This window comes from Actinomadura sp. WMMB 499 (assembly GCF_008824145.1).
In the GTDB taxonomy this organism is placed as follows: Bacteria; Actinomycetota; Actinomycetes; order Streptosporangiales; family Streptosporangiaceae; genus Spirillospora.
In genome coordinates this window covers 8,915,620-8,941,144 of record NZ_CP044407.1, presented here as the reverse complement: position 1 = coordinate 8,941,144, position 25,525 = coordinate 8,915,620, and the positions used below count along the sequence as shown (strand labels likewise).

Here is a 25,525-nt window from a genome sequence, read left to right as displayed (position 1 = left end):
CCGGGCGGTCACTTCACGGGAGCGCGTTCGGGTTCGGTTCCGGGGCCGGCGGCAGCGGCCCGGGCGGAGGCGCGGCGCCGCCACCGGCCGGTGATCGTGGGGACGAGGCCCTTCGGCATGAACAGCACCACGAGGACGAGCAGCAGCCCGTAGACGGCGTACGACAGGACGGCCGGCGCCGAAGCGGGCATCCCCTCCCGCGTGCCGACGTCGTTCAGCACCTGCAGCAGGAGCGTGACGGCGGCGGCGCCGGCGAGCGCGCCCCAGATCGTCCCGGCGCCGCCGACGACGACCATCACGACGTACTCGAACGACAGCAGGACGGGGAACGAGCCGGGCGCGACGTACCCGATGTAGTACGCGTAGATGCCGCCCGCGAGGCCCGCGAACGCCGCCGACAGGGCGAACACCGCCTGCTTGTAGGCGGCGACCGGCACCCCGGCTGAGGCGGCGGCGACCTCGCTGGTGGCGAGCGCGCGCAGCCCCCGGCCGGGCCGGGAGCCGACGATGTTGCGGACGACCAGGACGGTGAGGCCGAGCGCGCCGAGGGCGAGGTAGGCGTAGGCGGCGTCGTCGGCGAACTCGTACCCGGCGACGGTGAGGCGCGGAACGCCCTGCAGCCCGATGTCGCCGCCCGCCCACTCCTGCCGGCCGACGACGCTGAGCAGGATCAGCTGGACGGCGAGGGTGGCGAACGCGAGCTGGTGCCCGCGCAGCCGCAGCAGCGGGACGCCCACGAGCGCGGCGGCGGCCCCGGCGACGGCGGGCGCGAGCAGCAGCCCCGCCCAGGTGGGCACGCCGTGGATCGCGGTGAGCGCGGCGGTGTAGGCGCCGATCAGGGTGAACGCGGCCTGGCCGAGCGATACCTGACCGGCGAACCCCATCAGCATGGACAGGCCGGTGACGACGATCGCCGAGACGAGCAGCAGCACGTACACCGACACCTGCGGACCGGGCAGGACCAGCGGCAGGACGAGCGCGACGGCGGCGACGGCCGCCGCGGCGACCGCCCCGGCGGACGTGGGCACGAGCGTGCGGACGGACGCGCTCATCGGGCTGCCTCCTCCTGCAGCGCGGTCCGCCGCGACGCGCGCACCGTCATGATCGTCAGCATCAGCACCAGCGCCACGACGGTCTGGTACGACGCGGCGCCGTACCCGGCGACCATCGACTCCGCGACGCCGAGGGTCAGCGCCCCGGCGAGCGCGACGCCCGGCCGATCGAGCCCGCCGAGGATCGCCGCCGCGAACCCGTTGGTGATGAGCAGGACGTCGCTGTTGTAGGAGATGGGCTGCAGCGGCGTGATCAGGACGCCGCCGAGGCCGCCCAGCATCCCGCCCAGCGCGAACGCGAGCAGCCCCATCCGCACGACGTCGATGCCCACGGCCCGCGCCGCGTACGGGTTCGACGCGCACGCGGTGAGCGCCCGGCCCGTGTAGGTGCGGCCGAAGAACAGCCCGAGCAGCGCGAACACCGCGGCGGTGACACCGATGACGAGGAACGACTGCTTCTCCACGTGCGCGCCGAACACGGTGACGGCGCCGCCGAGGCCCGGGTGGGAGCGGGGGTTGTCGCCCCAGATCATGATCTCCACCGCGTACGCCAGGAACCCGAGCCCGAGCGTGACGATCAGCGCCGAGCGCGGCGACGTCCCGCGCCTGCCGGTCGCGACGAGCCCGACCGCCAGGCCCACGGCGCCTGCGACGAGGACGGCCGCGGCCTCGGCGGCGACGTGCGGCAGTCCCGACGACAGCAGCGACCCGGCCGTCATCCCGCCGACGACGGCGAACATGCCCTGCGCGAAGTTCACGACGCGCGTCACCCGGTGGATCGCCACCAGGCCGCTCGCCAGGAGCGCGAACCCGCAGCCGACGGCCGTCCCGGAGATGAGGTACTGCAGGAACGCGCTCACCCGGCCTCCTCCCCCGTCCGGGGCGCCGTGCCGCCGAGGTAGGCGTCGGCGACCGCGCTGCCGGCCGCCAGCTCCGCCGCCGTGCCCTCGGCGCGGATCCGCCCGGCCTCGAGCACGTAGCCGCGCGCGCACAGGTCGAGGGCGAGCCGGGCGTTCTGCTCGATCAGCAGGATCGCGAGGCCGCGCCCGGCGTTCAGCTCCCGCAGGTGCCCGGCGAGGCCGGCGGTGACGAGCGGGGCGAGCCCCAGCGACAGCTCGTCCACCACGAGCACGTCGGGGTCGGCCATCAGCGCGCGGCCGAACGCCACCATCTGCTGCTCCCCGCCGGACAGCGACCCCGCGCGGCGATCCCTCAGGTCGGCGAGCCGCGGCAGCACCTCGTACACGCGGGCGGTGTCGCGGGCGCCGCGCTCGCGGCGCCGCCGCCAGGCGCCCAAGGCCAGATTGTCCTCGACCGTCAGGTCGTCGAACATCTGCCGCCCCTCCGGGACCAGCGCCGCGCGGCCCCGCACGCGGACCCGCCCGGCGGCGGGCCGCAGCAGGCCCAGGATCGCGTTGACGAGCGAGGTCTTCCCGGCGCCGTTCGGGCCGATGAGCGCGACCGGCTCGCCGGCCCCCACGGTCAGCGCGACGCGGTCCAGGGCCGTGGCCGTCCCGTACCGGACGACCAGTCCGGACACCTCGACGACCGCCGTCACGCGGCGGCCTCCTTCCCGAGGTAGGCGGCGACGACGGCGGGGTCGCCGCGGACCTCGTCGGGGGTGCCCTCGGCGATGAGGCGGCCGAGGTCCAGGACGCCGACGCGGTCGGCGAGCCGGGCGACGAACGCGACGTCGTGCTCGACGAGCATCATCGTCAGCCCCTCCGCGCGCAGCCCCTCGACGAGCTGGGCGAGCGCCTCGCGCTCCGGACCGCGCAGGCCCGACGCGGGCTCGTCCAGCAGGAGGAGCCGGGGACGGGCGCAGAGCGCGCGCGCCACCTGCAGGGAGCGCTGCTGGCCGAGCGGGAGGACGTCGGCGGGGCGGTGCGCCCAGTCGCGCAGCCCCACCCGGCCGAGCGCGTCGAGCGCGTCCGCCCGGATCGCGGCCTCCTCGCGGCGGTGCGCGGGCAGCCGCAGCGCCGCCGACAGCATCCCGTGCCGGGTGCGGGCGTGCGCGCCCACCATGACGTTCTCCAGTGCGGTCATGCCGTGGAAGAGGCGGGCGCCCTGGAACACGATGGCGATGCCGAGCCGGGCCCGCGCGTGCGGCGGGAGCCGGTCGAGGCGGCGCGGCCCGGCCGCGCCCGCGGGCGCGTACGCGATCGTCCCGTGGTCGGGGACGAGGTGGCCGCTGATCAGGTTGAACAGGGTCGACTTCCCGGCGCCGTTGGGGCCGATGACGGCGCGGGTCTCGCCCTCGGCGACCGTCATCGACACGTCCCGCACGGCGTACACGCCGCCGAACGCGCGCCCGGCGCCGTCGATCGCGAGCAGCGCGCTCATCCGAGCGCCCTCGCGGTCCGCGCCAGCCGCGTCCTCGACCATTCGGTCGGGACCAGCTCACCGTCCCGCACCCGGTTCATGGAGATGTCGGACGGCTTGAGCCCGGAGTGGTCGGTCGGCGAGTAGTTGTACTGGCCGTTGGGGGTGACGAGGCTGAGGCCCTCCAGCGCGTCGCGGATCTTCTCGCGGTCGGCGCCCGCCTTCTCGATGGCCGCGGCCAGCAGCTTCACGGCCGCGTAGCCGTCCATCGCGAACTGCGGCGGCGCGTACCCGTGCTTCTGCTGGAACGGACCCGACATCTCCTGGATCGACCGCTTCAGCGTCCCGTCGGGAAGGTGCTCGCCGACGACGCCGATCGCGCTCTGCACGTGCACGCCCTCGGCCGCCTCGCCGACGGGGTCGAGCCACAGCCTGCTCGCCTGCGACCCCGTCATGAACAGCGGCATGTCCAACCCGGACGACGGGAACTGCTTGGCCAGCGTCACCCCGGGCGGCCCGCTCGCCCACACGACGAGCGCCCGCGCGCCGGAGTCGCGGACGTGCGTGAACAGCGGGCTGAAGCTGCCGGCGTTGGCCTCGAAGGGCTCCTCCTTCACGATCCGGACGCCGTGCTCGGCCGCGTGCGCCTTCATCCCCTCGAACCCGGCCATCGCGTAGGCGCTCTTGGTGTCGTAGGCGACGGCGACGTCCGTGATGCCGTTCTCTCCGAAGTACCCGAGCATCGCCCGCGCGTAGGTGGACGACAGCGCCGGGATCACGAACGTGTACTCGCGGATCGGATCGACCTGCTCGTCGGCGGGGGCGAGCGAGATGTAGGGGATCTTCTCCCGCTCGGCGAGCGGCTGGACGGCCAGAGCGACGTTGGCGTAGGTCGAGCCGATGATCGCGGTGACGTCCTGCGACCGCAGCCTGTTGAAGTGCAGGACGCCCTGGTCGGGCGACGTCCGGTCGTCGAGGGTGATGAGCTCGATCGTCTCGCCGCCGATGCCGCCGGCGTCGTTGATCTGCTCGACGGCCAGCTCGACGGTCTTCTTCGCCTCGCCGCCGAGCGAGGCGTAGTTGCCGGTCAGGGACTCGATGAAGCCGATCTTGAGCGAGCCGTCCGCGCCGCCGGCACCGCCGCACGCGGTGGCGGCGGCGAGCACGGCCGCGGCGAGAAGGGGGACGATCTTGCGCACTGGAGCCTCCCGAGGTGGGGGATCGCTGTGGCGGCCGGGGTGCCCGGGCTGGACTGCACCGAAGTTAGGCGTATATTTCACGGTGGTCAAGGATCTGCCCAACATGACCGATCCGCGGGGCGGACCGCCCGGGACCGCCGTTACGCTGGCGCCATGAGGGGAGCCGAACGGGTGAGTGGAAAGTGAAGGGCCCCGACGCCGAACACCGCGCCGAACGGCATGGGCGGCACGAGCGCCGCGAGGAACGGGCCACCGGCCCCTCGCCCCGGCTCCGGCCGCAGTCGCTGATGCTGACCTACCTCGGCAACTACGTGCTCGGGCGCGACATCGCGGTCTTCTCGGGCAGTTTCATCGACACGTTCGCCCGGCTCGGCGTCGGCGAGCACGCCGTCCGCTCCACGCTCACCCGGATGGTCGGCCGCGGCCTGCTCGCACGGCATCGCGACGGCCGCCGCATGCACTTCGGGCTGACCGCGCGCTCGGCGGAGATCCTGCACGACGGCGAGGAGCGCGTCTGGCGCCGGGGCGTCGTCACCGACTGGGACGGCACCTGGACCGTGCTCGCGTTCTCGATGCCCGACTCGTGGCAGCGCGCCCGCCACGACCTGCGCGCCCGGCTCGCCTGGGCGGGCTTCGGCTCGCTCGGCAACGGGACGTGGATCGCTCCATCGCGCCGGGACGTCCGCGCGATCGTCGGTGAGCTCGGCGGCCTGGAAGGCCGCCTCAAGGTGTTCTCCGGCCCCGCCGAGGAGCCCACCGACGTCCCCGCGATGCTCCGCGAGGCGTTCGACCTGGACGCCGTCGCGAACGGCTACCGCGCGTTCCTCGACCGCTGGGACCGTCCCGGCCCGCTTCCGGACGCGCCCGACGACCTCGCCCGCTACCTGTGGATGATGACGGAGTGGCTGCAGCTCGTCCGCGACGACCCGCGGCTGCCCGTGGAGCACCTGCCGGACGGCTGGCCGGCCGTCCGCGCCCAGCAGGTGCTCCTGGAACTCGGCGACCGCTACCAGCGCGAAGCGCGGCGGCTGGCCGACGCGGCCATCGAGTCGATCCCGGTCCCCCCGCCCGCCGCCCCGGACGCCGCCGAGGCCGGTTAGGCGCCGGCCGCGGCGCGCAGCGCCGCCAGGCCGCGCGCGATCGGCGGCTGCCCGTCACCGCCCCGCCGCACGCACGCCACGATCCGCCGGTACGGCACCGACTCGCCCCGCAGCGGCACGCGCACCACCGCGTGGTCCGGCGGCAGGGGCGCGAGCCGCGGCACCAGCCCGACCCCGAAGCCGTGCGCGACCAGTGCCGACACCGAGAACCACTCGTAGGCCTCATGGACGATCCGGGGCGCGAACCCGGCGGCGGCGCAGGACGCGAGCATCAGCTGGTGCTGGTCGGTCCGGTCCGGCGAGCCGATCCACGGCTCCCCCGCCGCCTCGTCCAGCCGGGCCGTCCCGCGCGCGGCCAGCGGGTGACCGGCCGCGACGAGCAGGTCCTGCGGCTCGTCGAGCAGCGGGCGGACGTCGAAGCGCGCGTCCCCCGGCGCCGGGGTCCCCGCACTCGGGATGACGACCGCGATGTCGAACCGGCGGGACAGCAGCAGGTGCGCCGCCTCCTCGCTCTCCCTCTCGCTCATCCGGACCTCGAGCCCGGGATGCTCCGCCCGCAGCCGCGCGGCGGCGGGCGCCACCAGCGCGGCGAGCGCGCTCGACACGCTGCAGAACCGGATCCGCCCCGCGGCGCCCGTCCGGTGGGCGGCGAGGTCGGCGCGGGCCCGCTCCCACTGCGCGGCCAGCGCGTCGGCGTGCCGCAGCACCGTGTGCGCCGCCGCGGTGAGCCGCACCCGGCGTCCCTGCGCCTCCAGCAGGTCCACGCCCAGGTCGCGGGCGAGCTGCCGGAGCTGCTGCGACACCGTCGACGGCGTCAGGTGCAGCGCCTCGGCCGTCGCGGTCACCGTGCCGCGCTCCCGCAGGACGCGCAGCGTCTCCAGACGTCGGTCGATCATTCGGCCATCCAACATGATTCTGTGCGGAAACATTCGATGGACCCGCATGGTTCAGGTTCCCGAAACTGGCGGCATGGCGACCAGATACGACGTGCCGGGCCCGGTCCTGCTGCTGGGGAGCGTCGTGACCGTCCAGGCGGGGATGGCTTGCGGCAAGGCGATGTTCGCGGTCGCGGGGACGGCGGGCGTGATCGTCCTGCGATTGACGTTCGCGGCGCTCGTCCTGCTGCTCCTGCACCGCCCCCGGCTTCCGGACCGGGCCTCGCTCGGCACGGTCGCGGCGCTCGGCGCCGCCATCGCGGGCATGCACCTCATCTACCCGGCGCTGGAGCGGCTGCCGGTCGGGGTCGCGTCCACGCTGCAGTTCCTCGGGCCGCTGACGCTCGCGCTCGTCCGGGCCCGGCGACCCGCCGACCTGCTGTGGGCGGCGCTCGCCGGTGTCGGCGTGCTGCTGATCTACCGCCCGTTCGGCGAGCCCGTCTCGGCGTCCGGGGCCGCGTTCGCGCTGGGGGCGGGCGCCTGCATGGCGGCCTACCTCGTCCTGAACGGGCGCACCGGCGCCCGGGGCGGCACGCGGCTGGCGTGGGGCGTCGCGGTCGCGGCGCTGCTCCTGCTGCCGCTGGCCCCGCTCGTGCACGGCGCCGTGCTGCGGCCCGGCGTGCTCGCGGCCGGGCTCGGGGTGGCGCTGCTGTCGGCCGTCGTGCCGTGGTCGCTGGACCGGGCGGCGCTGCGCCGCATGCCCGCGCGCGCCGTCGCCGTCATGGTCAGCCTCGAACCGGCCGCCGCCGCGCTCGCCGGCCTGGTCCTGCTGGGCGAGCGTCTCGGCCCGGCGGGGTGGCTCGCCGTCGGCTGCGTCTCGGCGGCGTCGGCGGGCGCCGCGTCCGCGCACTGGCGTCCCCGGCACTCCGCCGTGCCACCGCCCGGCCCGCGCGACGAGCCCGCCGGAGTCGGCACGCGAGGCCGGTGACGGCAGGCGACGGCAGGTGCGCGGGGGCCGGGTCAGCGGCGGCGGCCGACTCCGGCCAGGGTGAACGTCCGCTCCGGAGCCGGGTTGACCGGGCCGCCGGGATCGGGACGCCACTGCGGCGTGTAGGTCAGGCCCGGTTCGAGGAGGTCGAAGCAGCCGACGATGTCGAGGAGGCGGGCGCGGGGCCGCCCCCAGAAGTGCCCGTCGGTCGGCCTGAACACCTCGCCGACGTCGCCGCCGGACTCGGGCTCGGGATCCTGCGTGATGTGCGTGAACACCAGGTGGGAGCCGGGCGGGAGCACGTCGTGCAGGCCGCCGACGAGCTCGGCGGCCGCGGCGTCGTCGTCGACGAAGTGCAGGACGCGGTCCAGGACGCAGGCGACCGGACGGTCGAGGTCGATGAGGGCGCGGACGGCCGGGTCGCCGAGGACGTCGGCGGGGCGCCGCGGATCGCACCGGGCGACGGCCGTCCGGGCCGTGCCCGCGCGGCCCGCGAGCAGGGCCCGCGCGTGCGCGAGGACGACGGGGTCGGCGTCGGCGAACACCACGGCCGCGTCCGGCGCGACCTCGGCCGCGACCTCGTGGACGTTGCCGCGGGCCGGCAGCTTGGTGCCGATGTCGATGAACTGGCGGACGCCCGCCGCGGCCAGATGGCGCACGGCGCGGCCGATGAACGCGTGATTCTCCCGGGCGGCCGTCCGCGCCTCGGGGATCACGGTGAGCAGCTGCTCGGCGACCTCGCGGTCGGCGGCGTAGTTGTCCTTGCCGTCCAGGAGGTAGTCGTAGATCCGCGCCGTGTTGGGGGTCGTCAGGTCGACGCCCGCAAGGATCCTCTCGCCGCCCATGTTCCGTCTCCGCTCGTCCCCGGAGAACGATCCTCTCACGGAACGCAGCGTGCCCGTACCGGTTCGCCCCGTGGCGGCCGCGAGCGGCCAGGAGCCCGCCCGCTCATCCCAGCAGGTCGACGAGCCCCGGATCGGGGCCGCCTCGCGGGTCGGCGGCGTGCGCGGCGCGCAGCGCGGCGACGAGGGTCGCCGCCGCCGCGGCGACGAGCGTCTCGCGCGGCACGTCGCGGTACCGCAGATGGTCGACGACCATCTCGTCCAGGAACCCCACCCACCCGCGCATCACGGTCCGCAGCGCCGGCCGCACGGGTTCGGCGACGCCGAAGGCGTCCAGCAACCGCCGCGCGCCCTGCCAGCGCAGGTCCTCGACGATGGCGCGCACCTCGGGGTCGGATCCGTTGCCGCCGCGCGTGAGCGCCAGGAAACCGGCGGCGTTGTCCTCCATGAAGGCGACGTGCCGGTCGAGCGCGGCGTGCAGCCGCTCGGCGGGCGGCCCCTCGCCGGGCGAGGTCTCGTGGACGGCGCGCAGCCGGTCCGCGGCGGCACGGATCGTCGCCAGGTAGAGGCCGCGCTTGTTGCCGAAGTGGTGCGCGATGAGCCCGTACGCGACTCCGGCGCGGCGCGCGATCTCGCTGGTGGTGACCTCGTCGAACGCGCGCTCGGTGAACAGTTCGGCGGCGGCGGCCACGAGCAGCGCGCGGCGGTCCGGTCCGGCCATCGGCGTGTCCTCCCGGTGTTGACGTGGTGCGGCGACGCACCTATGTTCACGGTTGACTGATAATCAGTCAACTTGGGAGGCGTTATGGATCTGACGGGCACGCCGGTCCTGCTGACGGGCGCATCGAGCGGCATCGGCCGCGCCCTGGCGTTCGCGCTGGCGGCGCGAGGCGCCCGGCTCGCCGTGGCGGCGCGCGGGCGGGACGGGCTGGAGGCGGTGGCGGACGCGGTGGCCGCCCGCGGCGGGACGCGGCCGGCGGTGTTCGGCGTCGACCTGTCCCGGCCGGGCGCCGCCGCCGGGCTCGGACGGGACGCGGCGGACGCGCTCGGATCCGTCCGGATCCTGATCAACAACGCGGGCGCGGGGCTGGTGGGGACGCAGGAGGACCTGGGCGACGGCCCGGCGGCCCGCGAACTGTTCGAGACCGATTTCTGGTCGCCGGTCGCGCTGGCGCGCGCGGTGCTGCCCGGGATGCGGGAACACGGATCCGGCCTGGTCGTGAACGTCACGTCCACGCTGCAGTCCGTCCCGGTCCCGGCGCTCGGGTACTACGGGGCGGCGAAGGCGGCACTGGGGCACGCGACCCGGACGCTGCGCCACGAGCTGCGGGGCACCGGCGTCCGGGTACTGGAGATCGTCCCCGGCGCCACCGACACCGCCGCCCGGGACATCGATCTGCTGCCCTGGCGGGACCGGCCGGTGCGGACACCGCCGCCGGTGAGTCCCGAGTCGGCCGCGCGCGCGATCGTCCGGGCGATCGAGGGCGGCAGGCGGCGGCGCGCGCACCCCGCGACATCGCTGCTGCCGCTCGAGCTTCCGGCGGCCGGGCGGCTGATCGCGTCGTTCGCCGCGCGGCGGATCGACGTCTGACGGCGGTCAGGGCAGGAGCGGGGCGGGGTCGGCGAGGAGCCGCTCGATGACGAGGCCGGCGGCGCCGAGGACGGCGGCGCCGTCGGCGAGCGCGGAGACCTCGACGGGCGGGACGGCGCGGCGCAGCGAGCCGGGCCCGGCGGCGAGGGCGGCGCGCAGCGGCGGGACGATCCAGGGCGCGAGCGGCGGGTAGACGCCGCCGAGCACGATCGTGTCGGGGTCCAGGAGGTTGACGACACTGGCGAGGGCTCCGCCGAGGGCCCGTCCCGCGCGGCCGGCGGCCGCCACCGCCTGCGCGTCCCCGGCGGCCAGCCGGGCGGCGAGGTCCTCCGGGGCGCCGCCCGCGGGGATCGCGGCGGCACGCAGCAGGGCGTCCCGCCCGGCGATCTGCTCGAGGCAGCCGCGTCCGCCGCACGGGCAGGTCGGGCCGGAGGGGTCGGCGACGAGGTGGCCGAGCTCGCCCGCGAAGCCGTGCGCGCCGCGGAAGACGCGGCCGTCCACGACGATCCCGGCGCCGATGCCGATCTCGCCGGAGACGTGGACGAAGTCGCCCAGGCGGGTCCCGCCGCCGAACCACAGCTCGCCGAGGGCCGCGAGGTTGGCCTCGTTGTCGTACTCGGCCGGCAACCCGGCGAGCGCCCCCGCGACGGGCACGTCCGTCCAGCCGAGGTTGGGGGCGTGCCGGACGACGCCGTTTCCGCGGTCGAGCAGGCCGGGCAGCGCGACGGCGGCGCCCGCGGCGGTGAGGCCCTGCCCGGCCGCCGCCGCGACGGCCTCGTCCGCCAGCCCGGCGAGCGCCGCGAGGACGGCGGCGGGTTCGCGGCCGCGGTTGTCGCCGGTGACGACGTGCCGGTAGCGGACCCGGCGGGCCAGGTCCAGGACGCACGCGGAGAGATGGTCGACGCCCACCTCCAGGCCGAGCCCGGCGGCGCCGTCGCCGCGCAGGGAGACGGCCACGCCGGGGCGGCCGCGCTCGCCCTCGTGGACGGGCGCGCCGTCGACGACGAGGCCGGCCTCGTCCAGGATCCCGACGAGGTTGGACACCGTGGTCTTGGTGAAACCGGTCAGCTCGGCGAGGCGGGCGCGGGTGACGGGCTGGTGCCGCGCGATGTGCTCCAGGACGACGGCGAGGTTCCGGCCGCGCATCGTCGCGTGCCGGACGGGGACGTTCCCGGAGTTCGTCATGGACGCACCCTAATTGAGTCGCCGCTATAGGCAGGGCCTAGGGCGCCTGCTACGTTACTTAAGTCCACATAGTTGACGAAAAGAGGGCCGGATGGCCGAGGAGCTGGTCGCGGGCGTCGACTCCTCGACGCAGTCGACGAAGGTCGTGCTGTGCCGCGCGTCCGACGGCACCGTGGTCGACGAGGCGTCGGCGCCGCACCCGGACGGCACCGAGTGCCACCCGGAGCACTGGTGGGACGCGCTGTCGCGGCTGCGCGGCGTCCTCGAGCGGGCGGACGCCGTGGCGGTGGCCGCGCAGCAGCACGGCATGGTCGCGCTCGACGCCGCGGGCGAGGTCGTCCGGCCCGCGCTGCTGTGGAACGACACGCGCTCCGCCCCGCAGGCGCGCGCGCTCGTCGAGGAACTCGGCGGCCCGCGGGCGTGGGCCGAGCGGACGGGCAGCGTGCCCGTTGCGTCGTTCACGGTGACCAAGCTGCGGTGGATGGCCGACCACGAGCCGGAGAACGCGCGCCGCACCGAGCGCGTGCTGCTCCCCCACGACTGGCTGACGCTGCGGCTCGGCTCGGACGGCCCGGTCACCGACCGCGGCGACGCGTCCGGCACCGGCTACTGGTCCCCCGCCGACGGCTCCTACGCCCCGGACGTCCTGCGCGCCGCGCTCGGCCGGGACGCCGAGCCGCCGCGCGTGGCGGCGCCGGGCGAGCGCGTCGGGACGACGCCGTGGGGCGCGGCGCTCGGCGCCGGCACCGGCGACAACATGGGCGCGGCGCTCGGCCTCGGCCTGCGCCCCGGCGACGTCGTGCTGTCGATCGGGACGTCCGGGACGGCCTTCGCCGTCGCGGACGCGCCCGCCGCCGACCCGTCCGGCCTCGTCGCGGGGTTCGCCGACGCGACCGGCCGGTTCCTGCCGCTGGTCTGCACGCTGAACGCCGCCCGGATCCTGGAGGCGGCGGCCGCGCTGACCGGCGCCGACCTGGCCGGCCTGTCGGAGCTGGCGCTCGCCGCCGGGCCCGGCGCGGGCGGGCTGACGCTGCTGCCCTACCTCGACGGGGAGCGCACCCCCGACCGGCCCGGCGCCACGGGCGTGCTCAGCGGGCTGACGACGACGAACGCCGCACGCGAGAACCTGGCGCGGGCGGCGGTGGAGGCGCTGCTGTGCTCGCTCGCCGACGCCGTCGACCACCTCGCGGCCCAGGGCGTCCGGCCGCGCCGCACCCTGCTGATCGGCGGCGGCGCCCGCGCCGAGGCCGTCCGGCGGCTGGCTCCGGCGATCCTCGGCACGCCCGTCACCGTGCCCGAACCCGCCGAGTACGTGGCGCTCGGCGCGGCCCGCCAGGCCGCGTGGGCGCTGGCCGGCGCCGCCGGGCCGCCGGACTGGCCCGCGCCGCCCGCCACCGAGTACACCGCCGGCCACGTCGAGGCCGCCGTCCGCGAGCGCTACGCCGCGCTGCGCGACACCGCCCCGGCACTGGGTACGGCGGCCGATTAGGGAGGACGACATGAGCGACTACACCCCGGTTCCCGAGGACCGGTTCTCGTTCGGCATCTGGACGGTCGGCTGGCAGGGCGTGGACGTGTTCGGGCCCGGCACCCGGCCGCCGATGGCCGCCGACCGGGCCGTCCGGAAACTCGCCGAGATCGGCGCGTACGGCGTGAACTTCCACGACAACGACGTGTTCGACTTCGACGCCCCGCCCGCCGAGCGGCAGGGGAAGATCGACGCGTTCCGCAAGGCGCTGGACGAGACGGGCCTCGTCGTCACCACCGCGACGACGAACCTGTTCGGCCACCCGGTCTTCAAGGACGGCGCGTTCACCTCGAACGACCGCGACGTCCGGCGGTTCGCGCTGCGCAAGGTGATGGACAACCTGGACCTGGCGGCCGAGCTCGGCGCCCGCACCTACGTGTGCTGGGGCGGCCGGGAGGGTGCCGAGTCGGGGGCCGCCAAGGACGTCCGCGCCGCCCTGGACCGGTACAAGGAGGCGTTCGACGTGCTCGGCGCCTACGTGACCGACCAGGGGTACGACCTCCGGTTCGCGATCGAGCCGAAGCCGAACGAGCCGCGCGGCGACATCCTGCTGCCGACGATCGGGCACGCGCTGGCGTTCATCCAGGAACTGGAGCGCCCGGAGATGGTCGGCCTCAACCCCGAAGTGGGGCACGAGGAGATGGCGGGCCTCAACTACGCGCACGGCCTGGCGCAGGCGCTGTGGCAGGGCAAGCTCTTCCACATCGACCTGAACGGGCAGCACGGCCCCCGCTACGACCAGGACCTGCGGTTCGGCGCCGGCAACGTGCGCGGCGCGTTCTGGGTGGTCGACCTGATCGAGCAGAGCGACTACGACGGCCCGATCCATTTCGACTTCAAGCCGCCGCGGACCGAGGACGACGCGGGCGTGTGGGAGTCGGCGGCGGCCTGCATGCGCAACTGGCTGATCCTGCGGGAGAAGGTCCGCGCGTTCCGCGCCGACCCCGACGTGCGGGAGGCGCTGCGCGACGCGCGTCTGGACGAGCTGTCGCGCCCGACGCTCGCCGAGGGCGAGGACTGGCGGTCCGTCCGGGACGCCTCCCCCGACATCGACGCCCTCGCCGTCCGCGGCGCGGCGCACGAGCGCCTCGACCAGCTCGCGCTGGAGCACCTCTACGGCGTCCGCTCGTAGGGCCGCGCGCGTGAGGCCCGTCCCGGCCCGGTCGGGGCGGGCCCCGCGCGTCACGGCGCGACGAGCGCCTCGGTGGGCGGCAGGCGGGCCGCCCGGACGGCCGGGTACAGGCCCGCGACCCCGCCGACGAGCACGGTCGCGAGCAGGCCCCCGGCGCAGGCCCATCCCGGGACGACGGCCGGCCAGTCCCGCGTCACGGCGAACCCCGCGGTGACGGCGGCGCCGAGCGCGACGCCGCCCGCGCCGCCGAGCGCGGCGAGCAGCTGCGACTCCGTGAGGAACTGCAGCCCGATCTGCCCCCGGGTGGCGCCGAGCGCGCGGCGCAGGCCGATCTCGGCGCGCCGCTCCAGCACCGAGATCACCATCGTGTTGGCGACGCCGACGCCGCCGACCAGCAGGGCTACTCCGCCGAGCCCCAGCAGCAGCCCGGTGAACGTCCGGTCCGCGGCCTCCCTTGCGGCGAGCGCCTCCGACGGGCGGCTCACCCGCACCTCGCCCGGCGCGGCCGGGGCTGCGGCCGCGGCGAGCAGCCCCCGCGCCTCCCGCACCGCGCCCTCCCGCGCCCGGACGTAGAGGGTGGTGGGTCTCCCGTCGAAGCCGAGATGCGTCGCGGCGGCGCCCCAGCCGACGAACGCGGCCTGGTCGAGCACCGGCACCAGCTCGTTCGGCGCCAGGACCCCGACGACGGTGAACCACCGCGACCCCAGCCACACCTGCGCGTTCATCGTGGACACGCCGAGCCGCTCCGCGGCCGCCGCGCCGAGCACGACCGCCGGATACTCCGCCGTCCCGGCGTTCAGCCAGGTACCGGCGGCGACCGTCAGGCCGGCCGTGCGCGGGAGGTCGAGCCGGGCCGCCCGCACCGAGATGCTCCCGGTCCGCCCCTCCGGGATGCGGTCGTTGCGGTACACGTGGACCCCGTCCAGCGTCCCCGTCGCGGACGCCGACTCGACCTGCGGCAGCCGCGCGACCATGCCCACCGACTCGGCCGGCAGCGTCGCCGCCTCGCCGAACAGGTCGGTACCGGGCGCGGCCGTCAGCAGGTCGGTGCCGAGCCGGTCGAGGGTCTCCTGGAGCCGGGCGCGGCCGGACGCCGAGACGCCGACCACGGAGATCATCGCGGCGATCCCGAGGGCGATGCCGAGGGCGGACAGGAACACCCGCAGCGGACGGGTGCGCAGTCCGGACGCACCGACGCGCAGCGTGTCCGCGGGACGCAGCCGGGCGGGGCGCGGCCGTCGCGCCGCTCGTGCTCCGGCCGGGTCATCGGCGCGCCCCGGCCCGCGCGCCGTCACCGACGATCCGGCCGTCGCGCATCCGCACCCGCCGGGGCATCCGTGCCGCGACCTCCCGGTCGTGGGTGATGACGACGACGGTGCCCGCTCCGGAGAGCTCCAGCAGCAGGTTCAGGACGGCCGCGCCGGACGCCGAGTCCAGCGCCCCGGTCGGCTCGTCGGCCAGCAGCAGCGCGGGCTCGCCGACGATCGCGCGGGCGATCGCCACGCGCTGCCGCTCGCCCCCGGAAAGCCTGTGGGGCCGGTGGTCCAGGCGATGCCCGAGCCCGACGCGCTCGAGCGCGCCGCGGGCGCGGCGGCGGCGTCCCGCGCGCGGCTCGCCCCGGTACAGCAGGCCGTCGGCGACATTGTCGAGCGCCGTGCCCCCGGGAGCCAGGTGGAACTGCTGGAACACGAACCCGATCCGCCGGGCGCGCAGGGCCGCGAGCCGCCGGTCGGGCAGCCGCGACACGTCGCGTCCCTCGATCAGGACGGTCCCGCCGGACGGCCGGTCGAGAGTGCCGAGCAGGTGCAGCAGCGTCGACTTCCCCGAGCCGGACGGCCCGGCGATCGCGACCGGCTCGCCCGCCTCGACGGCCAGCGACACACCGTCCAGCGCCGTGACGCCGCCCGGATAGGTCTTGGTGACGCTGCGGAGTTCCGCGACCGGACTCATGAGGGCACCCCCACGTCCATCCCCGCCGCCAGCCCCTTCCCGGAGACCTCGACGAGCCCCTCGGTGAACGCGCCGGTCCGGACCGGCACCGTGCGGACCGCCCCGTCCTCGACGACCTGGACCGCGTAGCCGCCGCCGGCCTGCGCGAGCAGCGCGCCGACCGGCACCGCCAGGACGTCCGCGCGCCGCTCGGCGACGAGCCGCACCTCGACGGGCGCCCTGTCGTACACGTCGTCCGCCGCTTCGGCGTCGCCGAGCGCGACAGTGACCTCGATCGTGGCGGGGGCGTCGCCCTCGTTCTCCTCCGCGACCCTGCCGATCCCGCCGATCTCGCCCCGGACGGTGTCGCCGGACGGCAGCACCACCTCCACCTCGGCGCCGGTCCGCACCAGCCGCCGGTCACGCACGTCCAGGTCGACGGTGACGACCCGGTCGGTGCCGGTGCAGCCGAGGACCTCTCCACCGGCCCGGTCCCCGACGCGTTTGCGATGCTCGGCGACGCGCAGCCGCCCGGACGCGACGACCACGGCCCCGGGCTCGAGCCGTCCGGTCTCGGCGACGCCCAGCGCGTCCTGCCAGCGCTTCACCGCCGCGGCGGTGGCGTCGCCGTAGGTGTCGTCGACCGTGAAGCCGGTGTGGCCGAGGCGCGCAGGTTCCGCTCGAACTGGAGGACGTCCCGGCCCTCCGTCCCGGCGGACAGGGTCCGGTAGGGCGGCAGCTTGCCGTACAGCAGGGGGATCGGATCGTCGTCGACCCGGTACACCGTCTCGCCGCGGGTGAGCACGGAACCGAGCGCGGGCAGCCCGGTGATGGTCCCGGACGCCCCACCCCCGACGGCGCGGGCGCCGCCGTGGCCGAGGACGCCGTCCACGTTCCGCGTCTCGACCAGGGTCGTCCGCCGGACGGGCGCGGTCGCGGGAACGGCCGGGGCGGTCCCGGCGGCGGGCCCGGCGCCGCCGCCGGGGGCCGTCGCGGCGGGGCCCGCCACGGCGAGGCCGGCACCGCCCGCGGCGATGGCCCCGGCGGCGCCGAGCGCGGCCGTGCGTCTGCGCGTCACTCGTCCCGCCCGGTGCTGCTCGGCCCCTCGCCGTCCGGGGCGTGCTTCGCGCACGCCTCCAGAGCCTTCTTGAACCCGGGGCTCTGCGGATCGATATCGCCGCCCTTCTCGCCCTCCAGCAGCATGCTGCCGTCGGGGTTCGGGTCGGGGTACCCGGCGATCCCGTTGTCGCGCATGCACTGGGAGTGGGCGCGCATCGCCGCGATGTGGGCCGGGTCCGGGGTGGGAGGTTCGCCCCCGTTCGGCATCAGGTGGCGGCACTTCTCCTGGGCCGCGACGGCCTTGTCCTGCCCGTCCTGCCCGTCCCGTTCGCCGGGTGCGGCCGACTGCCGGATCTCCACCCGGCCGTCCGCCGACGGGTCGGGCATGTCGACCCCGTTGTCGCGCATGCACTGCGCGAACTCCCGCATCCCGTCCCGGTCGCCCGCCGCGCGGCCGGCCGCGCCGCCTCCCTCGCCGCCGCAGGCCGGCAGGCCGAGGGCGAGCGCGGGCGCGAGGGCCAGCGCCGCGAGGACCCGCGCTCTCTTCGTCGATGGCATCGTCGGTCTCCCCGGAGGTCTCCGCTCGCCGGGGACTTCCCGGCGACGCGCCGAGTCCAGCCGAACGCGGCTAATCCGGGTTTAACCGCAGCCACGCAAAGTGCCTGCTCAGCGGGTTGGACGTCGTCAGAGGAGCCGATTCGGGAGCCACTCGTCAGGCTGACTCACTCTTGTCCCCCGAGAAGATCACGTTCATCTTCTCGGCGCCCGTGGTGATCACGGGCCGGAGTTCGTGCCGATAGATCGTCCGCGTGGTGCGGGTGTCGGAGTGCCCCACAAGGTCGCTGATCTTCTCCAGGGCAACGCCCTGATCACTCATGATGGACACGAACGTGTGTCGAAGTTCGCGCGGCACCCACGAGGTACCGAGCCCTGCGGCCATGGTGACCTTCTGGAACCGGCGACGAACGTCGCTGTCTCTGTAAGGCGTCCCATCCTCCTTGCAGAAGACGAGGTTGTGTCCCTGCCACGCGTCGCCCGCCACAAGCTTCTCGGCGGCCTGACGCTTCCGGAGCGCCGTGAGCGCGTAGACGGCCATGTCGGCCATGGCGAGCCCCCGACGGCTCTTCTTCGTCTTCGTGTCGCCCCCGCTCCGGTCGGACCGGAGGACGTAGACGACCTTTTTCTTGAGATCGACGTCAGCCCACGTGAGCGCCCGAAGCTCTTCGGTCCGAAGCCCCGAGACGATCGCGAGGATGACGTACGCGCCGAGTCGGTGCCGTGGGTCTTGCGCGGTACGGAGAAGCTTCGTCGCCTGCTTCACGGTGAGCGACCGCGACCGTCTCCTGGGTCGCTTGCCCTGCGGCGTGTCGACGAGCAGGGCGACGTTCCTCCCCACTTTGTCGCGCCGCTCCGCGAGCCGGATCGACCGCCGGAGAAGCCCGTGGACGATCTTGAGCGTCTGTGTGGTCATGCCCTCAGCGCACGCGTCAAGCCACGCTTCCACATCATAACTCAAGACGTCCCTAGACGTCCCTCGTGTGGGGAGGTCCGATCGCGGCCACGGTCCAGACCTCCCCACCGCCGTCAGCGGGCGGCCTCTTCGAGGGAGGAGACGAACTCGGCGATGTGCCGGTCAGTGATGCGGCGAAGCTTGCCGATCTTGATGCTTCGGAGTTGGTCCGTCCGGATGAGGTAGTAGACCTTGTCCCGTCCGATGTTGAGGATCTCGGCCACTTGCTCGACGGTGTACGCCTGCATGGTCACCACCTCCTTTCACCGGGCGTTGCCCGGAGTGCGGTCTTGCGGTTGCTGATCATCTCCTTGGCTACGGTGTGTGCTCGTCTGCGTCTCGTCTCACGGACATCTCTGTGCGCTATCCGTGCAGACGCGCGCGAGACGAGACGTTGAGACGATCACGGTGCGTGGTCGGTCGCCTTGTAGCGTCCGCGTCCGACCTGGACGGCGTGTCCGGCCTTCACGAGGTCGTTGAGCCGCCGGTACAGGGTGGGTCTGCTCATCTCGGTGAGCATCCGGAGATGGGCGATCGAGAGTCCCTCGTCCGGCGCGCCCTTGAGGGCGTCCCTCAGCGCGGCGTCGCCCCGTTCGTCGCGAGGTGCCGTAACGGGTACGGACGTCTCTTCGGGTGCCCGGACGGGTTCGCTGTGCGCGTCGTCCGGTGCCCGCCGAGAGACCTCGTCCAGCACGGGCCGTAGGGGCGCGCACCGGCTGGACGTCTCGTTCACGGCGTCGTCGGTGAGCAGGTAGGCGCGGGCGCGTCGGGGCGTGTCGTGTTCGGGGGCGGAGAGCAGGAACTTGCCGGGTGCGTTGAGGGTGTGGGCGTGCCATCCGGCGTTGAGCATGCCTTGCCCCAGGATGAGTTCGACGTCCTTGCGTTCGCGGACACGGAAGCTGACGCGGACGTCCATCTGCGAGCGGACGGCGCCCTTGCCCATGGCCTTCTGCGTGGGCCGCTGTGTGGCCGCGATGAGGGTCACGGCGACGGCCCGTCCGCGTCGCGCGATCGACTCCGTGTCGCTCGCCGCGTCGGGGGCGTCCTCGGCGAGTTCGGCGTACTCGTCCACGACGATGACGAGCGCGGGCAGATCCGGCGTCGGGTCCCACACCCGGCGGCCTTGTGCGGCGAGCCACTCGGCGCGCGCCTCAAGGATCGTCACCGCTTCACGCAGCAGGGCGCGGGCCTGCTCGGGAGTCGTGGCGAGCCGGTCGATGCAGGGCGCCCACGGTTGCAGCTCCATGCCGCGCTTGAGGTCGATGGCCCAGATGACCACGTCCTGGCACGCGCTGAGGTTGCCCATCAGGACGTTGATGCCGCCGCTCTTGCCCGAGCCGGCGACGCCCCCGATGAGGGCGTGACGGCGCAGCAGCAGGACGCGAGCGCCGGTGGCGTCCTCAAACGGCCCGAGGTCGATCGGCTCGGTGATGGATGCGACGGACGGGCCGGGCCACGGGATCGCGTCGGCGTGCGGGTCGGTGTCGAGTACGCGCAACTCGAACCGGTTGGCCTTGTCATCGCGCGTTGGCAGGACGCGCACGGCGCCGCGGAACGTCCCGAGCGCCGATTCGATCGCGGGCACTTTGGCGATGACGTCGTGGATGGTCTGGCCGCGCGCCAGGGCGAAGCGGGCGCGCCATCCCCACACGTCCACCACAGCGGACTGGACGTGCGAGCCGTTGAGCCCGACCGCTTGGGCGATCTGTGGCCACGCCGAGAGCTGACGGTCAACGCGAACCTTCGCGCGCCGTCGCCGGTGCGCCCACCATGGAACGGCGAGCGCGCACGCCCCGCCGATGAGCAGTTGCGGGAGCGGCTGGAACGCGACGCCGAGAGCCGTGGCGGCGGCGAGCCATCCTCCGACGCTCACCGCGACGGTCGCGGCGTACGTCCGTTCGCTGCGCCGCGAGAGCCCAATGCGTTCGCCGAGAACCGCCAGCAGCCACGCGACGGCGGTCGCGCCCGCCAGCAGGTACGGCCACCATCCTGGACGGGTGACGTGCAGAACCGTCCCGCTCACCGTGACGGCGCCCGTGAGGTACAGCGGGGCGAGTTCAGACCGGTACCGCCACAGCGCGCGCCCGATGACCGTGATGACCAGGTCGGGAAACTGGGCGTCCTCGTTCACCAGGATGACGGGGTTGAGACCGTGGCGGCGCATCTTGCGTGCGTGGCGCTGCATCTGCCGTGTCCGGCTCATCGGCGCCCCCGGCTCTCCGGGGGCAGGTGCCCTTGAGCGCGAAGTTCGTCGCGGACGTAGTACAGCGGGTCGGGTTCGGCGTCCCGTTCGGCGCTGAGAGCGGCGCGCGCAACGGCCACCAGGTTCGCACGGTCGCGACGCACCTTGACGAGTTCGGCGACGAGGCGGTTGACCTCGCTGAGCAGGACGGGCGTGTCGGTGAGCGCGGCGTTGACGCGGAACCACAGCTCTGCCACAGAGGGCATCGCCTCTGCGAGCGCGGAGATGATCTCGCGCGCGGCTCGGTTACGGTCGCGAACCTCCTCAAGGTCGATCCTGGTGAACTGCGGAATGTCGGGCACTAGGGCATCCCTCCTTCCGGTCGGGGTTCAGTGCTGGGAGAGGCTCTCGACGAGGACGGCGACCAATCGGCGGATCTCCGGGCCCGCGCTCGTCGCGGCGAGGAAGAATCCGAAGAGCAGGCACACGACCACGTGCCACGCCCGCAGACCCATGTAGCGCCACGCGATCCACACGACCGTGCCGAGGATGGCGACCAGCGGAATCGTCACGTTCACGGCATCACCTCCCTTCACAGCCAGAGATCGGGGTAGCGGGACCCGCGCTTGCGGCGCTGCCAGCGGGCGCGGGCCCGGCACTTGCGGCACCGCCGGTTGCCGGGCTCCACGCGCCCGCCGCACACGCACGAGAAGCCGGTGATGACTCGGGGCACGCGCATCGGCATCACCGCCCCGCCTTCACACCGTCGGGGAAGTCGCTGCGCGTCCGGGTGGACAGCACGCGACGCGAAGCGGCACCGCTGCGGGACGGGCCGACGTCAACGCGCATGGCGCGGCGCTCTTCGGCGTGGATGCCGAGGACGAGCATCGCGAAGATGCCGGACACGGCACCCGCGAGGAAGACGGCAATGATCGACGCCAGGACGAGGAACATGACGATCCCTCCTCTCCGTAAGGCCGTGTCCGGCGGGGGCGGCTCGGGCGGTCGGTGCTGCCTTACGGAAAAGAGAGTGCGCCCGACGCGGGGGACGAGATCACTACATGACTGGACGTGTTCATGACGTCCTCATAGGGTTGACCGCGTCCTAAGACGTCCCGGGACTCGGACGGGTGAATGCCGAACGAACGCCTACGCGCCGCATTGCTGCAACGCGGACTGACCATCGAGGCGCTCGCCGAACAGATCGGCGTTGATCCCAAGACGGTAGAACGGTGGATCACCAAGAACCGGACACCGTACCGGCGCACGCGATATGCAGTGGCTTCGCACCTCGGCGTGGACGAGACCTACCTTTGGCCGGACGCGCTCACCAAGGAACAAGTCACCTCGGCGTCCAGCACGGAAATCGTCACGATCTATCCGCATCGCTGGGCCGTCCCTAGGGACGCTTGGGGACGTCTTTTCAACGAGGCCCGGAACGAGATCGGCGTCCTGGTCTACAGTGGACTATTCCTCGCCGAGGACGCCGGCGCCCAACGCATCCTCGCGGGCAAGGCCCGTGAGGGCGTCCGCGTGCGGATCCTGCTCGGCGATCCCGACTCGTCCCAGGTGGCCGAACGCGGCGTGGACGAGGGCATCGGCGACTCGATGGCCGCGAAGATCCGGAACGTCCTCGTCCTGTACAAGCCGCTACAGGCCGTCGAGAACGTGGAGATCCGGTTGCACAGCACGGTCCTGTACAACTCGATCTACTACGCCGATGACCAGTTCTTCGTGAACACGCACGTCTACGGCGTCCCGGCATCGAACGCGCCGTTCTGGCACTTGAAGCAGATTCCGGGCGGCGAACTGGTGACGACCTACCGGACCAGCTTCGAACGCATCTGGGAAGGCGCGAAGCCGCTACCGCAGGGGGACTGACGCATGGCCCGCAGGATCGACTACTACGACGACCCGAACGCGCCCAAGGCCAACAGCCTCGTCCCGTCCGTGAACGTCGTCGTCACCAACGCCAACGGCGACATACTCATGATCCGCCGAACCGACAACGACAACTGGGCACTCCCCGGCGGCGCGATCGACCTAGGCGAATCCGTCGCGCAAGCCGCCGTCCGCGAGACGAAAGAAGAAACCGGGATCGATTGCGAGATCACCGGAATCGTCGGGATCTACTCCGACCCCAAGCACGTCATCCACTACACGAGCAACGACGAGGTTCGGCAAGAGTTCTCGATCCTGCTCACGGCACGCCCCACGGGCGGGGCACCTCAGACTAGTGATGAATCTCGCGAAGTCCTTTGGGTCCCTGTAGAGCAGGCCACGGACCGGCAGATGGACCGCTCAATGCGACTCCGCATCGGTCACTTCCTGGAAGAACGGGACCAGCCGGTCGTCACCTGAGTACGCTCACCTGCGGGCGGACAATTCGCCCTGCACCCGGTGCACGGCCTCGATGAGGTGCGGCGACGACATGGTGATGGATCGGGTGACGAGGTGACCGTCACCGTACCGAAACAGGATTTCCGAAAGCCGCTTCTCTACGGGCAACTCGTCGCCGTCCGGGCTCGTGGTCATGTCGCAGTAGATCAGTGCGTCGGTGAGTTGGGGAGCCTCGTTGCCGAACTCTGCCGTGAGAGCGTCCGCAATACCTCTCTCCCGAGCCTCCACGACCGCGCACGAATGATGTGCCACGAGTCGGCACAGATGCTCGTCGGCGCCGTGGACGTCCCGCAGGAGCCGGGCCCCATCCAGCGGGTGGAACCCGGTCACGGCGAGATCGGGGGCGTATCCGACGTCGTGCAGCCACGCGGCGGCCTCAAGCAGGTCGGCACGGTCACCGAGGATCGGGGCGAGAGTCCGAGCCTGCCGGGCAACGCCTTGCGTGTGCGCCCACCGGCGCGGCAATGGGTTCTCAAGGTGGTGACGTGCGATCTCTCGGGCCCACATGGCTTCGCTGTTCATGTCTTCGACGCTACGGGCCCGACGCCGGACATCCACGGACGTGAACGGATCATCTGGGGACGTCTCGACGGACGTAGCGTCCCTTGCCGCGCACGCACTCGACCAACCCGGCGGCCTCCAGCTCAGCGAGCGCCCGCCGTGCGGTGTATCGGGCGACGCCGTAGCGCTCGCAGATCCGGGCCTCACTGGGCAGAGCCGTCCCGTCCGGGAGCGCGCCACTCTCGATCTGTGCCCGCAGATCAGCAGCGACGCGCTCGTACATGGGGCGGGCCCGCTGCGATGAGACGGGACGCACGAACCTCCCCACGCCCGTGACGACCACGATCAAGCCCTCGTCCTGGAGCACGTCCAGCGCGCGCCGCAGGGTGTTGCGGGCTACGCCGAACTCTCTGCTCAACTCGTGCTCTCCCGGCAACGGCGTCCCCGCCCGGTAGGTCCCGTCCACGACCCGTTCCCGGAGAGCCGACGCGATCTCGCGGTAGGCACCCCAAGCGGTCATCTCGTCCCCCCGATGCCCACAGGTGGGGCCCGGAGCGAACGCTCCGGGCCCCAATTCACCGTGACCGGCGCTCACCCGAGATCCACGAAGGCGCCGATGAGCCGCCGCGCGTACGTGCGCCTGTGCCTACCGCCCTTGTCCCGTACGCGCGGCGCGGGCGTGGGCGGCGCGACGGGGCGCGATGGCCCGCCAACGGGGGAAGCGGGAACCCACCGCCCCACCGCGCCGGTCTGGGGGTACTGACGGCTCACCGGTGACGGGCGCCGGGTGCGCCGGTGACGTCCGACATGCCGACTCATCGCCCCCACTCCATGGGGATCGAGTCACGCCGCGCGAGCCTGCCCTTGATGCGGACGATCGCGTCCGTGACGCGGTCGGCTTCGGCGAGCGGTTCGCCGTCCGAGCCGAAGAACCAGAGGTGACCGCCGTCCCGGTCGTACGGACGGCACGTGATCAGGTCGGACGGCACCGGGTTGTCCGGGCAGCACCCGGCGGCGTCCTCGTTGCGGACCCGCACCCCTTCGCGGGTCATCTCGACCTTGAATCGCTGCACCTGCAAGCGGACCGTGAGGACGGCCAACTGCGTCTCGGCGGCACTCAAGCCGGAGACGGCGCCAGGCTCGGCGACGGACTCTTGAGGCTGATCGATGGACATGGAACCTCCTGGACACGAGGTCACGCGGTTGGGGGGTGACGGGCCGGCGACTGCGGATGCGGCACCTGTGGCCATGTCCAAGAGCCTCGTCCGAGCCGTGGGACCTCTCCAGCGGCAACTAGGGACGTCTTGGGACGTCTTCTGTTAGCGTCGTTCTCGCCTGCATCTCCGGGAGGTCCGGTGAACGACTTGTTGAGACGTGCCCTTGTCGACGTTCGGCTGACCGAAGCCGACGTGGCGGCTCGCTTGGGCGTCGACCCGAAGACCGTCCATCGGTGGGTCGCCGGACGGGCGCCCTACCCGCGCAACCGCGCACGGCTTGCGGCCCTGCTCGGCCGCGACGAAGCCGACTTGTGGCCCCAACTCGCCGTCCCGGACCTCCGGGACGAGCCGCCGGTAGCCGAGATCCGGACGACCTACCCGCACCGCTGGGCCGTCCCTCGTACGGTCTGGCACCAACTCTTCCGCAACGCCCGAACGGACATCGGCGTGCTCGTCTACGCCGGGCTCTTCCTCGCCGAGGACACCGGCATCCTGCGCGCGCCCGCCGAGAGGGCCCGCGCGGGAGTCAGGACCCGGATCCTGCTCGGGGACCCGGACGGCGCCCATGTCGCCGAACGAGGGAGCAATGAGGGCGTGGGCGAGTCACTCGCCGCGAAGATCCGTAACGTTCTCGTCCACTACAAGGCCCTCCGAGAGATCGAGGACGTCGAGTTCCGGCTTCACGACACCGTGCTCTATAACTCGATCTACCGAGCCGATGACGATCTCCTGATCAACCCGCACGCCTACGGCATCGCCGCGTCCCACGCGCCGGTGCTGCATGTGCGCCGCGCCGAGGACGGCGACATGGCGAGCACGTACCTGGAAAGCTTCGAACGCGTCTGGGTGAATGGGGCGCCGGTCGCGTAACTCGACACGACGAAGCCTCCCGGTCACTCCACATGGAAGTGAG

At 73.6% G+C, this 25,525-nt stretch carries 31 protein-coding genes and 1 pseudogene; 8 read left to right on the top strand and 24 right to left on the bottom strand.

Annotated elements, in window-relative coordinates:
* Positions 1-8 precede the first annotated feature (8 nt).
* The 5 genes from F7P10_RS40800 to F7P10_RS40780 are packed head-to-tail and all read right to left on the bottom strand — an operon-like array spanning position 9 to position 4,573.
* A complete protein-coding gene (locus tag F7P10_RS40800) occupies positions 9-1,052 on the bottom strand; it encodes a branched-chain amino acid ABC transporter permease (protein WP_151017396.1) in 1,044 nt (347 codons plus the stop codon).
* Positions 1,049-1,912 (bottom strand): branched-chain amino acid ABC transporter permease, encoded by an 864-nt coding sequence (locus F7P10_RS40795; protein ID WP_151017394.1) that lies wholly within the window; start codon positions 1,910-1,912, stop codon positions 1,049-1,051. Before F7P10_RS40795 ends, F7P10_RS40800 begins: the two co-directional genes overlap by 4 nt.
* On the bottom strand, positions 1,909-2,610 hold the full coding sequence (locus tag F7P10_RS40790; protein ID WP_151017392.1) for an ABC transporter ATP-binding protein: 702 nt from the start codon (positions 2,608-2,610) through the stop codon (positions 1,909-1,911). The genes F7P10_RS40795 and F7P10_RS40790 overlap by 4 nt, the downstream gene beginning before the upstream one ends.
* On the bottom strand, positions 2,607-3,395 hold the full coding sequence (locus F7P10_RS40785) for an ABC transporter ATP-binding protein (RefSeq protein WP_151017390.1): 789 nt from the start codon (positions 3,393-3,395) through the stop codon (positions 2,607-2,609). The genes F7P10_RS40790 and F7P10_RS40785 overlap by 4 nt, the downstream gene beginning before the upstream one ends.
* Entirely contained in the window at positions 3,392-4,573 is a 1,182-nt protein-coding gene (locus F7P10_RS40780; protein ID WP_151017388.1) for an ABC transporter substrate-binding protein, read from the bottom strand. The genes F7P10_RS40785 and F7P10_RS40780 overlap by 4 nt, the downstream gene beginning before the upstream one ends.
* Positions 4,574-4,755: 182 nt before the next feature.
* Between F7P10_RS40780 and F7P10_RS40775 the strand changes: the two genes are divergently transcribed.
* Positions 4,756-5,673, top strand: a complete 918-nt coding sequence (locus F7P10_RS40775; protein WP_254716278.1) for a PaaX family transcriptional regulator C-terminal domain-containing protein — start codon at positions 4,756-4,758, stop codon at positions 5,671-5,673.
* Here F7P10_RS40775 and F7P10_RS40770 read toward each other — a convergent pair.
* Positions 5,670-6,569, bottom strand: a complete 900-nt coding sequence (locus tag F7P10_RS40770) for a LysR family transcriptional regulator (RefSeq protein ID WP_151017387.1) — start codon at positions 6,567-6,569, stop codon at positions 5,670-5,672. The two genes, F7P10_RS40775 and F7P10_RS40770, sit on opposite strands and share 4 nt — an antisense overlap.
* A gap of 73 nt (positions 6,570-6,642) precedes the next feature.
* Between F7P10_RS40770 and F7P10_RS40765 the strand changes: the two genes are divergently transcribed.
* A complete protein-coding gene (locus F7P10_RS40765) occupies positions 6,643-7,536 on the top strand; it encodes a DMT family transporter (protein ID WP_218040295.1) in 894 nt (297 codons plus the stop codon).
* A gap of 32 nt (positions 7,537-7,568) precedes the next feature.
* On the opposite strand, the gene F7P10_RS40760 is transcribed toward F7P10_RS40765, so the two are convergent.
* Positions 7,569-8,381 carry an SAM-dependent methyltransferase gene (locus F7P10_RS40760; RefSeq protein ID WP_151017385.1) on the bottom strand — a complete coding sequence of 271 codons (813 nt, stop codon included), beginning with the start codon at positions 8,379-8,381 and terminating at the stop codon, positions 7,569-7,571.
* 103 nt (positions 8,382-8,484) lie between these two features.
* Positions 8,485-9,099, bottom strand: a complete 615-nt coding sequence (locus tag F7P10_RS40755) for a TetR/AcrR family transcriptional regulator (protein ID WP_151017383.1) — start codon at positions 9,097-9,099, stop codon at positions 8,485-8,487.
* 84 nt (positions 9,100-9,183) lie between these two features.
* Here F7P10_RS40755 and F7P10_RS40750 point away from each other — a divergent pair, with 84 nt between their 5' ends.
* Positions 9,184-9,969 (top strand): SDR family oxidoreductase, encoded by a 786-nt coding sequence (locus F7P10_RS40750; protein WP_151017381.1) that lies wholly within the window; start codon positions 9,184-9,186, stop codon positions 9,967-9,969.
* 6 nt (positions 9,970-9,975) lie between these two features.
* On the opposite strand, the gene F7P10_RS40745 is transcribed toward F7P10_RS40750, so the two are convergent.
* Positions 9,976-11,154: an ROK family transcriptional regulator gene (locus tag F7P10_RS40745; protein ID WP_151017379.1), complete on the bottom strand. Its 1,179-nt coding sequence runs from the start codon at positions 11,152-11,154 to the stop codon at positions 9,976-9,978.
* A 91-nt stretch (positions 11,155-11,245) separates the two neighbouring features.
* Between F7P10_RS40745 and xylB the strand changes: the two genes are divergently transcribed.
* A complete protein-coding gene (gene xylB, locus F7P10_RS40740; RefSeq protein WP_151017377.1) occupies positions 11,246-12,643 on the top strand; it encodes a xylulokinase in 1,398 nt (465 codons plus the stop codon).
* Between the two features lie 10 nt (positions 12,644-12,653).
* Positions 12,654-13,814, top strand: a complete 1,161-nt coding sequence (xylA, locus tag F7P10_RS40735) for a xylose isomerase (RefSeq protein WP_151017375.1) — start codon at positions 12,654-12,656, stop codon at positions 13,812-13,814.
* Between the two features lie 50 nt (positions 13,815-13,864).
* Here xylA and F7P10_RS40730 read toward each other — a convergent pair whose 3' ends face one another.
* The 12 genes and pseudogenes from F7P10_RS40730 to F7P10_RS40685 form a co-directional block, all read right to left on the bottom strand.
* Complete coding sequence (locus tag F7P10_RS40730; protein WP_151017373.1) at positions 13,865-15,109, bottom strand: ABC transporter permease; 1,245 nt, start codon at positions 15,107-15,109, stop codon at positions 13,865-13,867.
* Positions 15,078-15,764 carry an ABC transporter ATP-binding protein gene (locus F7P10_RS40725; RefSeq protein ID WP_151017371.1) on the bottom strand — a complete coding sequence of 229 codons (687 nt, stop codon included), beginning with the start codon at positions 15,762-15,764 and terminating at the stop codon, positions 15,078-15,080. Before F7P10_RS40725 ends, F7P10_RS40730 begins: the two co-directional genes overlap by 32 nt.
* A complete protein-coding gene (locus tag F7P10_RS44935; protein ID WP_254716277.1) occupies positions 15,761-16,351 on the bottom strand; it encodes a hypothetical protein in 591 nt (196 codons plus the stop codon). The genes F7P10_RS40725 and F7P10_RS44935 overlap by 4 nt, the downstream gene beginning before the upstream one ends.
* Before the next feature lie 3 nt (positions 16,352-16,354).
* Positions 16,355-16,912: pseudogene (locus tag F7P10_RS44930) on the bottom strand (hypothetical protein); the annotation flags it as partial.
* Positions 16,818-17,360 carry a hypothetical protein gene (locus tag F7P10_RS40715; RefSeq protein WP_151017367.1) on the bottom strand — a complete coding sequence of 181 codons (543 nt, stop codon included), beginning with the start codon at positions 17,358-17,360 and terminating at the stop codon, positions 16,818-16,820. The pseudogene F7P10_RS44930 and the gene F7P10_RS40715, both read right to left, overlap by 95 nt.
* A gap of 154 nt (positions 17,361-17,514) precedes the next feature.
* The gene (locus F7P10_RS40710; RefSeq protein WP_151017365.1) at positions 17,515-18,273 is read right to left on the bottom strand and encodes a tyrosine recombinase XerC; all 759 of its coding nucleotides are present in this window, start codon (positions 18,271-18,273) and stop codon (positions 17,515-17,517) included.
* Between the two features lie 113 nt (positions 18,274-18,386).
* Positions 18,387-18,560: a helix-turn-helix domain-containing protein gene (locus F7P10_RS40705; protein ID WP_151018633.1), complete on the bottom strand. Its 174-nt coding sequence runs from the start codon at positions 18,558-18,560 to the stop codon at positions 18,387-18,389.
* A gap of 155 nt (positions 18,561-18,715) precedes the next feature.
* Entirely contained in the window at positions 18,716-20,497 is a 1,782-nt protein-coding gene (locus F7P10_RS40700; RefSeq protein WP_254716275.1) for an FtsK/SpoIIIE domain-containing protein, read from the bottom strand.
* Positions 20,498-20,511: 14 nt separating this feature from the next.
* Positions 20,512-20,856: a hypothetical protein gene (locus F7P10_RS40695; RefSeq protein WP_151017361.1), complete on the bottom strand. Its 345-nt coding sequence runs from the start codon at positions 20,854-20,856 to the stop codon at positions 20,512-20,514.
* A gap of 27 nt (positions 20,857-20,883) precedes the next feature.
* Complete coding sequence (locus F7P10_RS40690) at positions 20,884-21,072, bottom strand: hypothetical protein (protein ID WP_151017359.1); 189 nt, start codon at positions 21,070-21,072, stop codon at positions 20,884-20,886.
* 14 nt (positions 21,073-21,086) lie between these two features.
* On the bottom strand, positions 21,087-21,233 hold the full coding sequence (locus F7P10_RS42975; protein ID WP_176611837.1) for a hypothetical protein: 147 nt from the start codon (positions 21,231-21,233) through the stop codon (positions 21,087-21,089).
* 5 nt (positions 21,234-21,238) lie between these two features.
* On the bottom strand, positions 21,239-21,448 hold the full coding sequence (locus tag F7P10_RS40685) for a hypothetical protein (protein ID WP_151017357.1): 210 nt from the start codon (positions 21,446-21,448) through the stop codon (positions 21,239-21,241).
* 180 nt (positions 21,449-21,628) lie between these two features.
* Here F7P10_RS40685 and F7P10_RS40680 point away from each other — a divergent pair, with 180 nt between their 5' ends.
* Complete coding sequence (locus F7P10_RS40680; RefSeq protein ID WP_151017355.1) at positions 21,629-22,375, top strand: helix-turn-helix transcriptional regulator; 747 nt, start codon at positions 21,629-21,631, stop codon at positions 22,373-22,375.
* Between the two features lie 3 nt (positions 22,376-22,378).
* Complete coding sequence (locus F7P10_RS40675; protein ID WP_151017353.1) at positions 22,379-22,855, top strand: NUDIX hydrolase; 477 nt, start codon at positions 22,379-22,381, stop codon at positions 22,853-22,855.
* Between the two features lie 6 nt (positions 22,856-22,861).
* On the opposite strand, the gene F7P10_RS40670 is transcribed toward F7P10_RS40675, so the two are convergent.
* The 3 genes from F7P10_RS40670 to F7P10_RS40660 all read right to left on the bottom strand — a co-directional run bounded on the left by F7P10_RS40670 (position 22,862) and on the right by F7P10_RS40660 (position 24,570).
* A complete protein-coding gene (locus tag F7P10_RS40670) occupies positions 22,862-23,416 on the bottom strand; it encodes an HD domain-containing protein (RefSeq protein ID WP_151017351.1) in 555 nt (184 codons plus the stop codon).
* Positions 23,417-23,465: 49 nt separating this feature from the next.
* Entirely contained in the window at positions 23,466-23,915 is a 450-nt protein-coding gene (locus tag F7P10_RS40665; RefSeq protein ID WP_151017349.1) for a GntR family transcriptional regulator, read from the bottom strand.
* Positions 23,916-24,210: 295 nt separating this feature from the next.
* Positions 24,211-24,570, bottom strand: a complete 360-nt coding sequence (locus tag F7P10_RS40660) for a hypothetical protein (RefSeq protein WP_151017347.1) — start codon at positions 24,568-24,570, stop codon at positions 24,211-24,213.
* Between the two features lie 234 nt (positions 24,571-24,804).
* On the opposite strand from F7P10_RS40660, the gene F7P10_RS40655 reads away from it, so the two are divergent.
* Entirely contained in the window at positions 24,805-25,482 is a 678-nt protein-coding gene (locus F7P10_RS40655; RefSeq protein ID WP_254716274.1) for an XRE family transcriptional regulator, read from the top strand.
* Positions 25,483-25,525: the final 43 nt, after the last annotated feature.

Coding starts and splice junctions, on each gene's coding strand:
- F7P10_RS40800 (WP_151017396.1), bottom strand. CDS start 1,052: ATGAGCGCGTCCGTCCGCACGCTCGTGCCCACGTCCGCCGGGGCGGTC.
- F7P10_RS40785 (WP_151017390.1), bottom strand. CDS start 3,395: ATGAGCGCGCTGCTCGCGATCGACGGCGCCGGGCGCGCGTTCGGCGGC.
- F7P10_RS40770 (WP_151017387.1), bottom strand. CDS start 6,569: ATGATCGACCGACGTCTGGAGACGCTGCGCGTCCTGCGGGAGCGCGGC.
- F7P10_RS40765 (WP_218040295.1), top strand. CDS start 6,643: ATGGCGACCAGATACGACGTGCCGGGCCCGGTCCTGCTGCTGGGGAGC.
- F7P10_RS40760 (WP_151017385.1), bottom strand. CDS start 8,381: ATGGGCGGCGAGAGGATCCTTGCGGGCGTCGACCTGACGACCCCCAAC.
- F7P10_RS40755 (WP_151017383.1), bottom strand. CDS start 9,099: ATGGCCGGACCGGACCGCCGCGCGCTGCTCGTGGCCGCCGCCGCCGAA.
- F7P10_RS40750 (WP_151017381.1), top strand. CDS start 9,184: ATGGATCTGACGGGCACGCCGGTCCTGCTGACGGGCGCATCGAGCGGC.
- F7P10_RS40745 (WP_151017379.1), bottom strand. CDS start 11,154: ATGACGAACTCCGGGAACGTCCCCGTCCGGCACGCGACGATGCGCGGC.
- xylB (WP_151017377.1), top strand. CDS start 11,246: ATGGCCGAGGAGCTGGTCGCGGGCGTCGACTCCTCGACGCAGTCGACG.
- xylA (WP_151017375.1), top strand. CDS start 12,654: ATGAGCGACTACACCCCGGTTCCCGAGGACCGGTTCTCGTTCGGCATC.
- F7P10_RS40725 (WP_151017371.1), bottom strand. CDS start 15,764: ATGAGTCCGGTCGCGGAACTCCGCAGCGTCACCAAGACCTATCCGGGC.
- F7P10_RS40715 (WP_151017367.1), bottom strand. CDS start 17,360: ATGCCATCGACGAAGAGAGCGCGGGTCCTCGCGGCGCTGGCCCTCGCG.
- F7P10_RS40710 (WP_151017365.1), bottom strand. CDS start 18,273: ATGACCACACAGACGCTCAAGATCGTCCACGGGCTTCTCCGGCGGTCG.
- F7P10_RS40705 (WP_151018633.1), bottom strand. CDS start 18,560: ATGCAGGCGTACACCGTCGAGCAAGTGGCCGAGATCCTCAACATCGGA.
- F7P10_RS40700 (WP_254716275.1), bottom strand. CDS start 20,497: ATGCAGCGCCACGCACGCAAGATGCGCCGCCACGGTCTCAACCCCGTC.
- F7P10_RS42975 (WP_176611837.1), bottom strand. CDS start 21,233: ATGCGCGTGCCCCGAGTCATCACCGGCTTCTCGTGCGTGTGCGGCGGG.
- F7P10_RS40685 (WP_151017357.1), bottom strand. CDS start 21,448: ATGTTCCTCGTCCTGGCGTCGATCATTGCCGTCTTCCTCGCGGGTGCC.
- F7P10_RS40680 (WP_151017355.1), top strand. CDS start 21,629: ATGCCGAACGAACGCCTACGCGCCGCATTGCTGCAACGCGGACTGACC.
- F7P10_RS40675 (WP_151017353.1), top strand. CDS start 22,379: ATGGCCCGCAGGATCGACTACTACGACGACCCGAACGCGCCCAAGGCC.
- F7P10_RS40670 (WP_151017351.1), bottom strand. CDS start 23,416: ATGAACAGCGAAGCCATGTGGGCCCGAGAGATCGCACGTCACCACCTT.
- F7P10_RS40665 (WP_151017349.1), bottom strand. CDS start 23,915: ATGACCGCTTGGGGTGCCTACCGCGAGATCGCGTCGGCTCTCCGGGAA.
- F7P10_RS40660 (WP_151017347.1), bottom strand. CDS start 24,570: ATGTCCATCGATCAGCCTCAAGAGTCCGTCGCCGAGCCTGGCGCCGTC.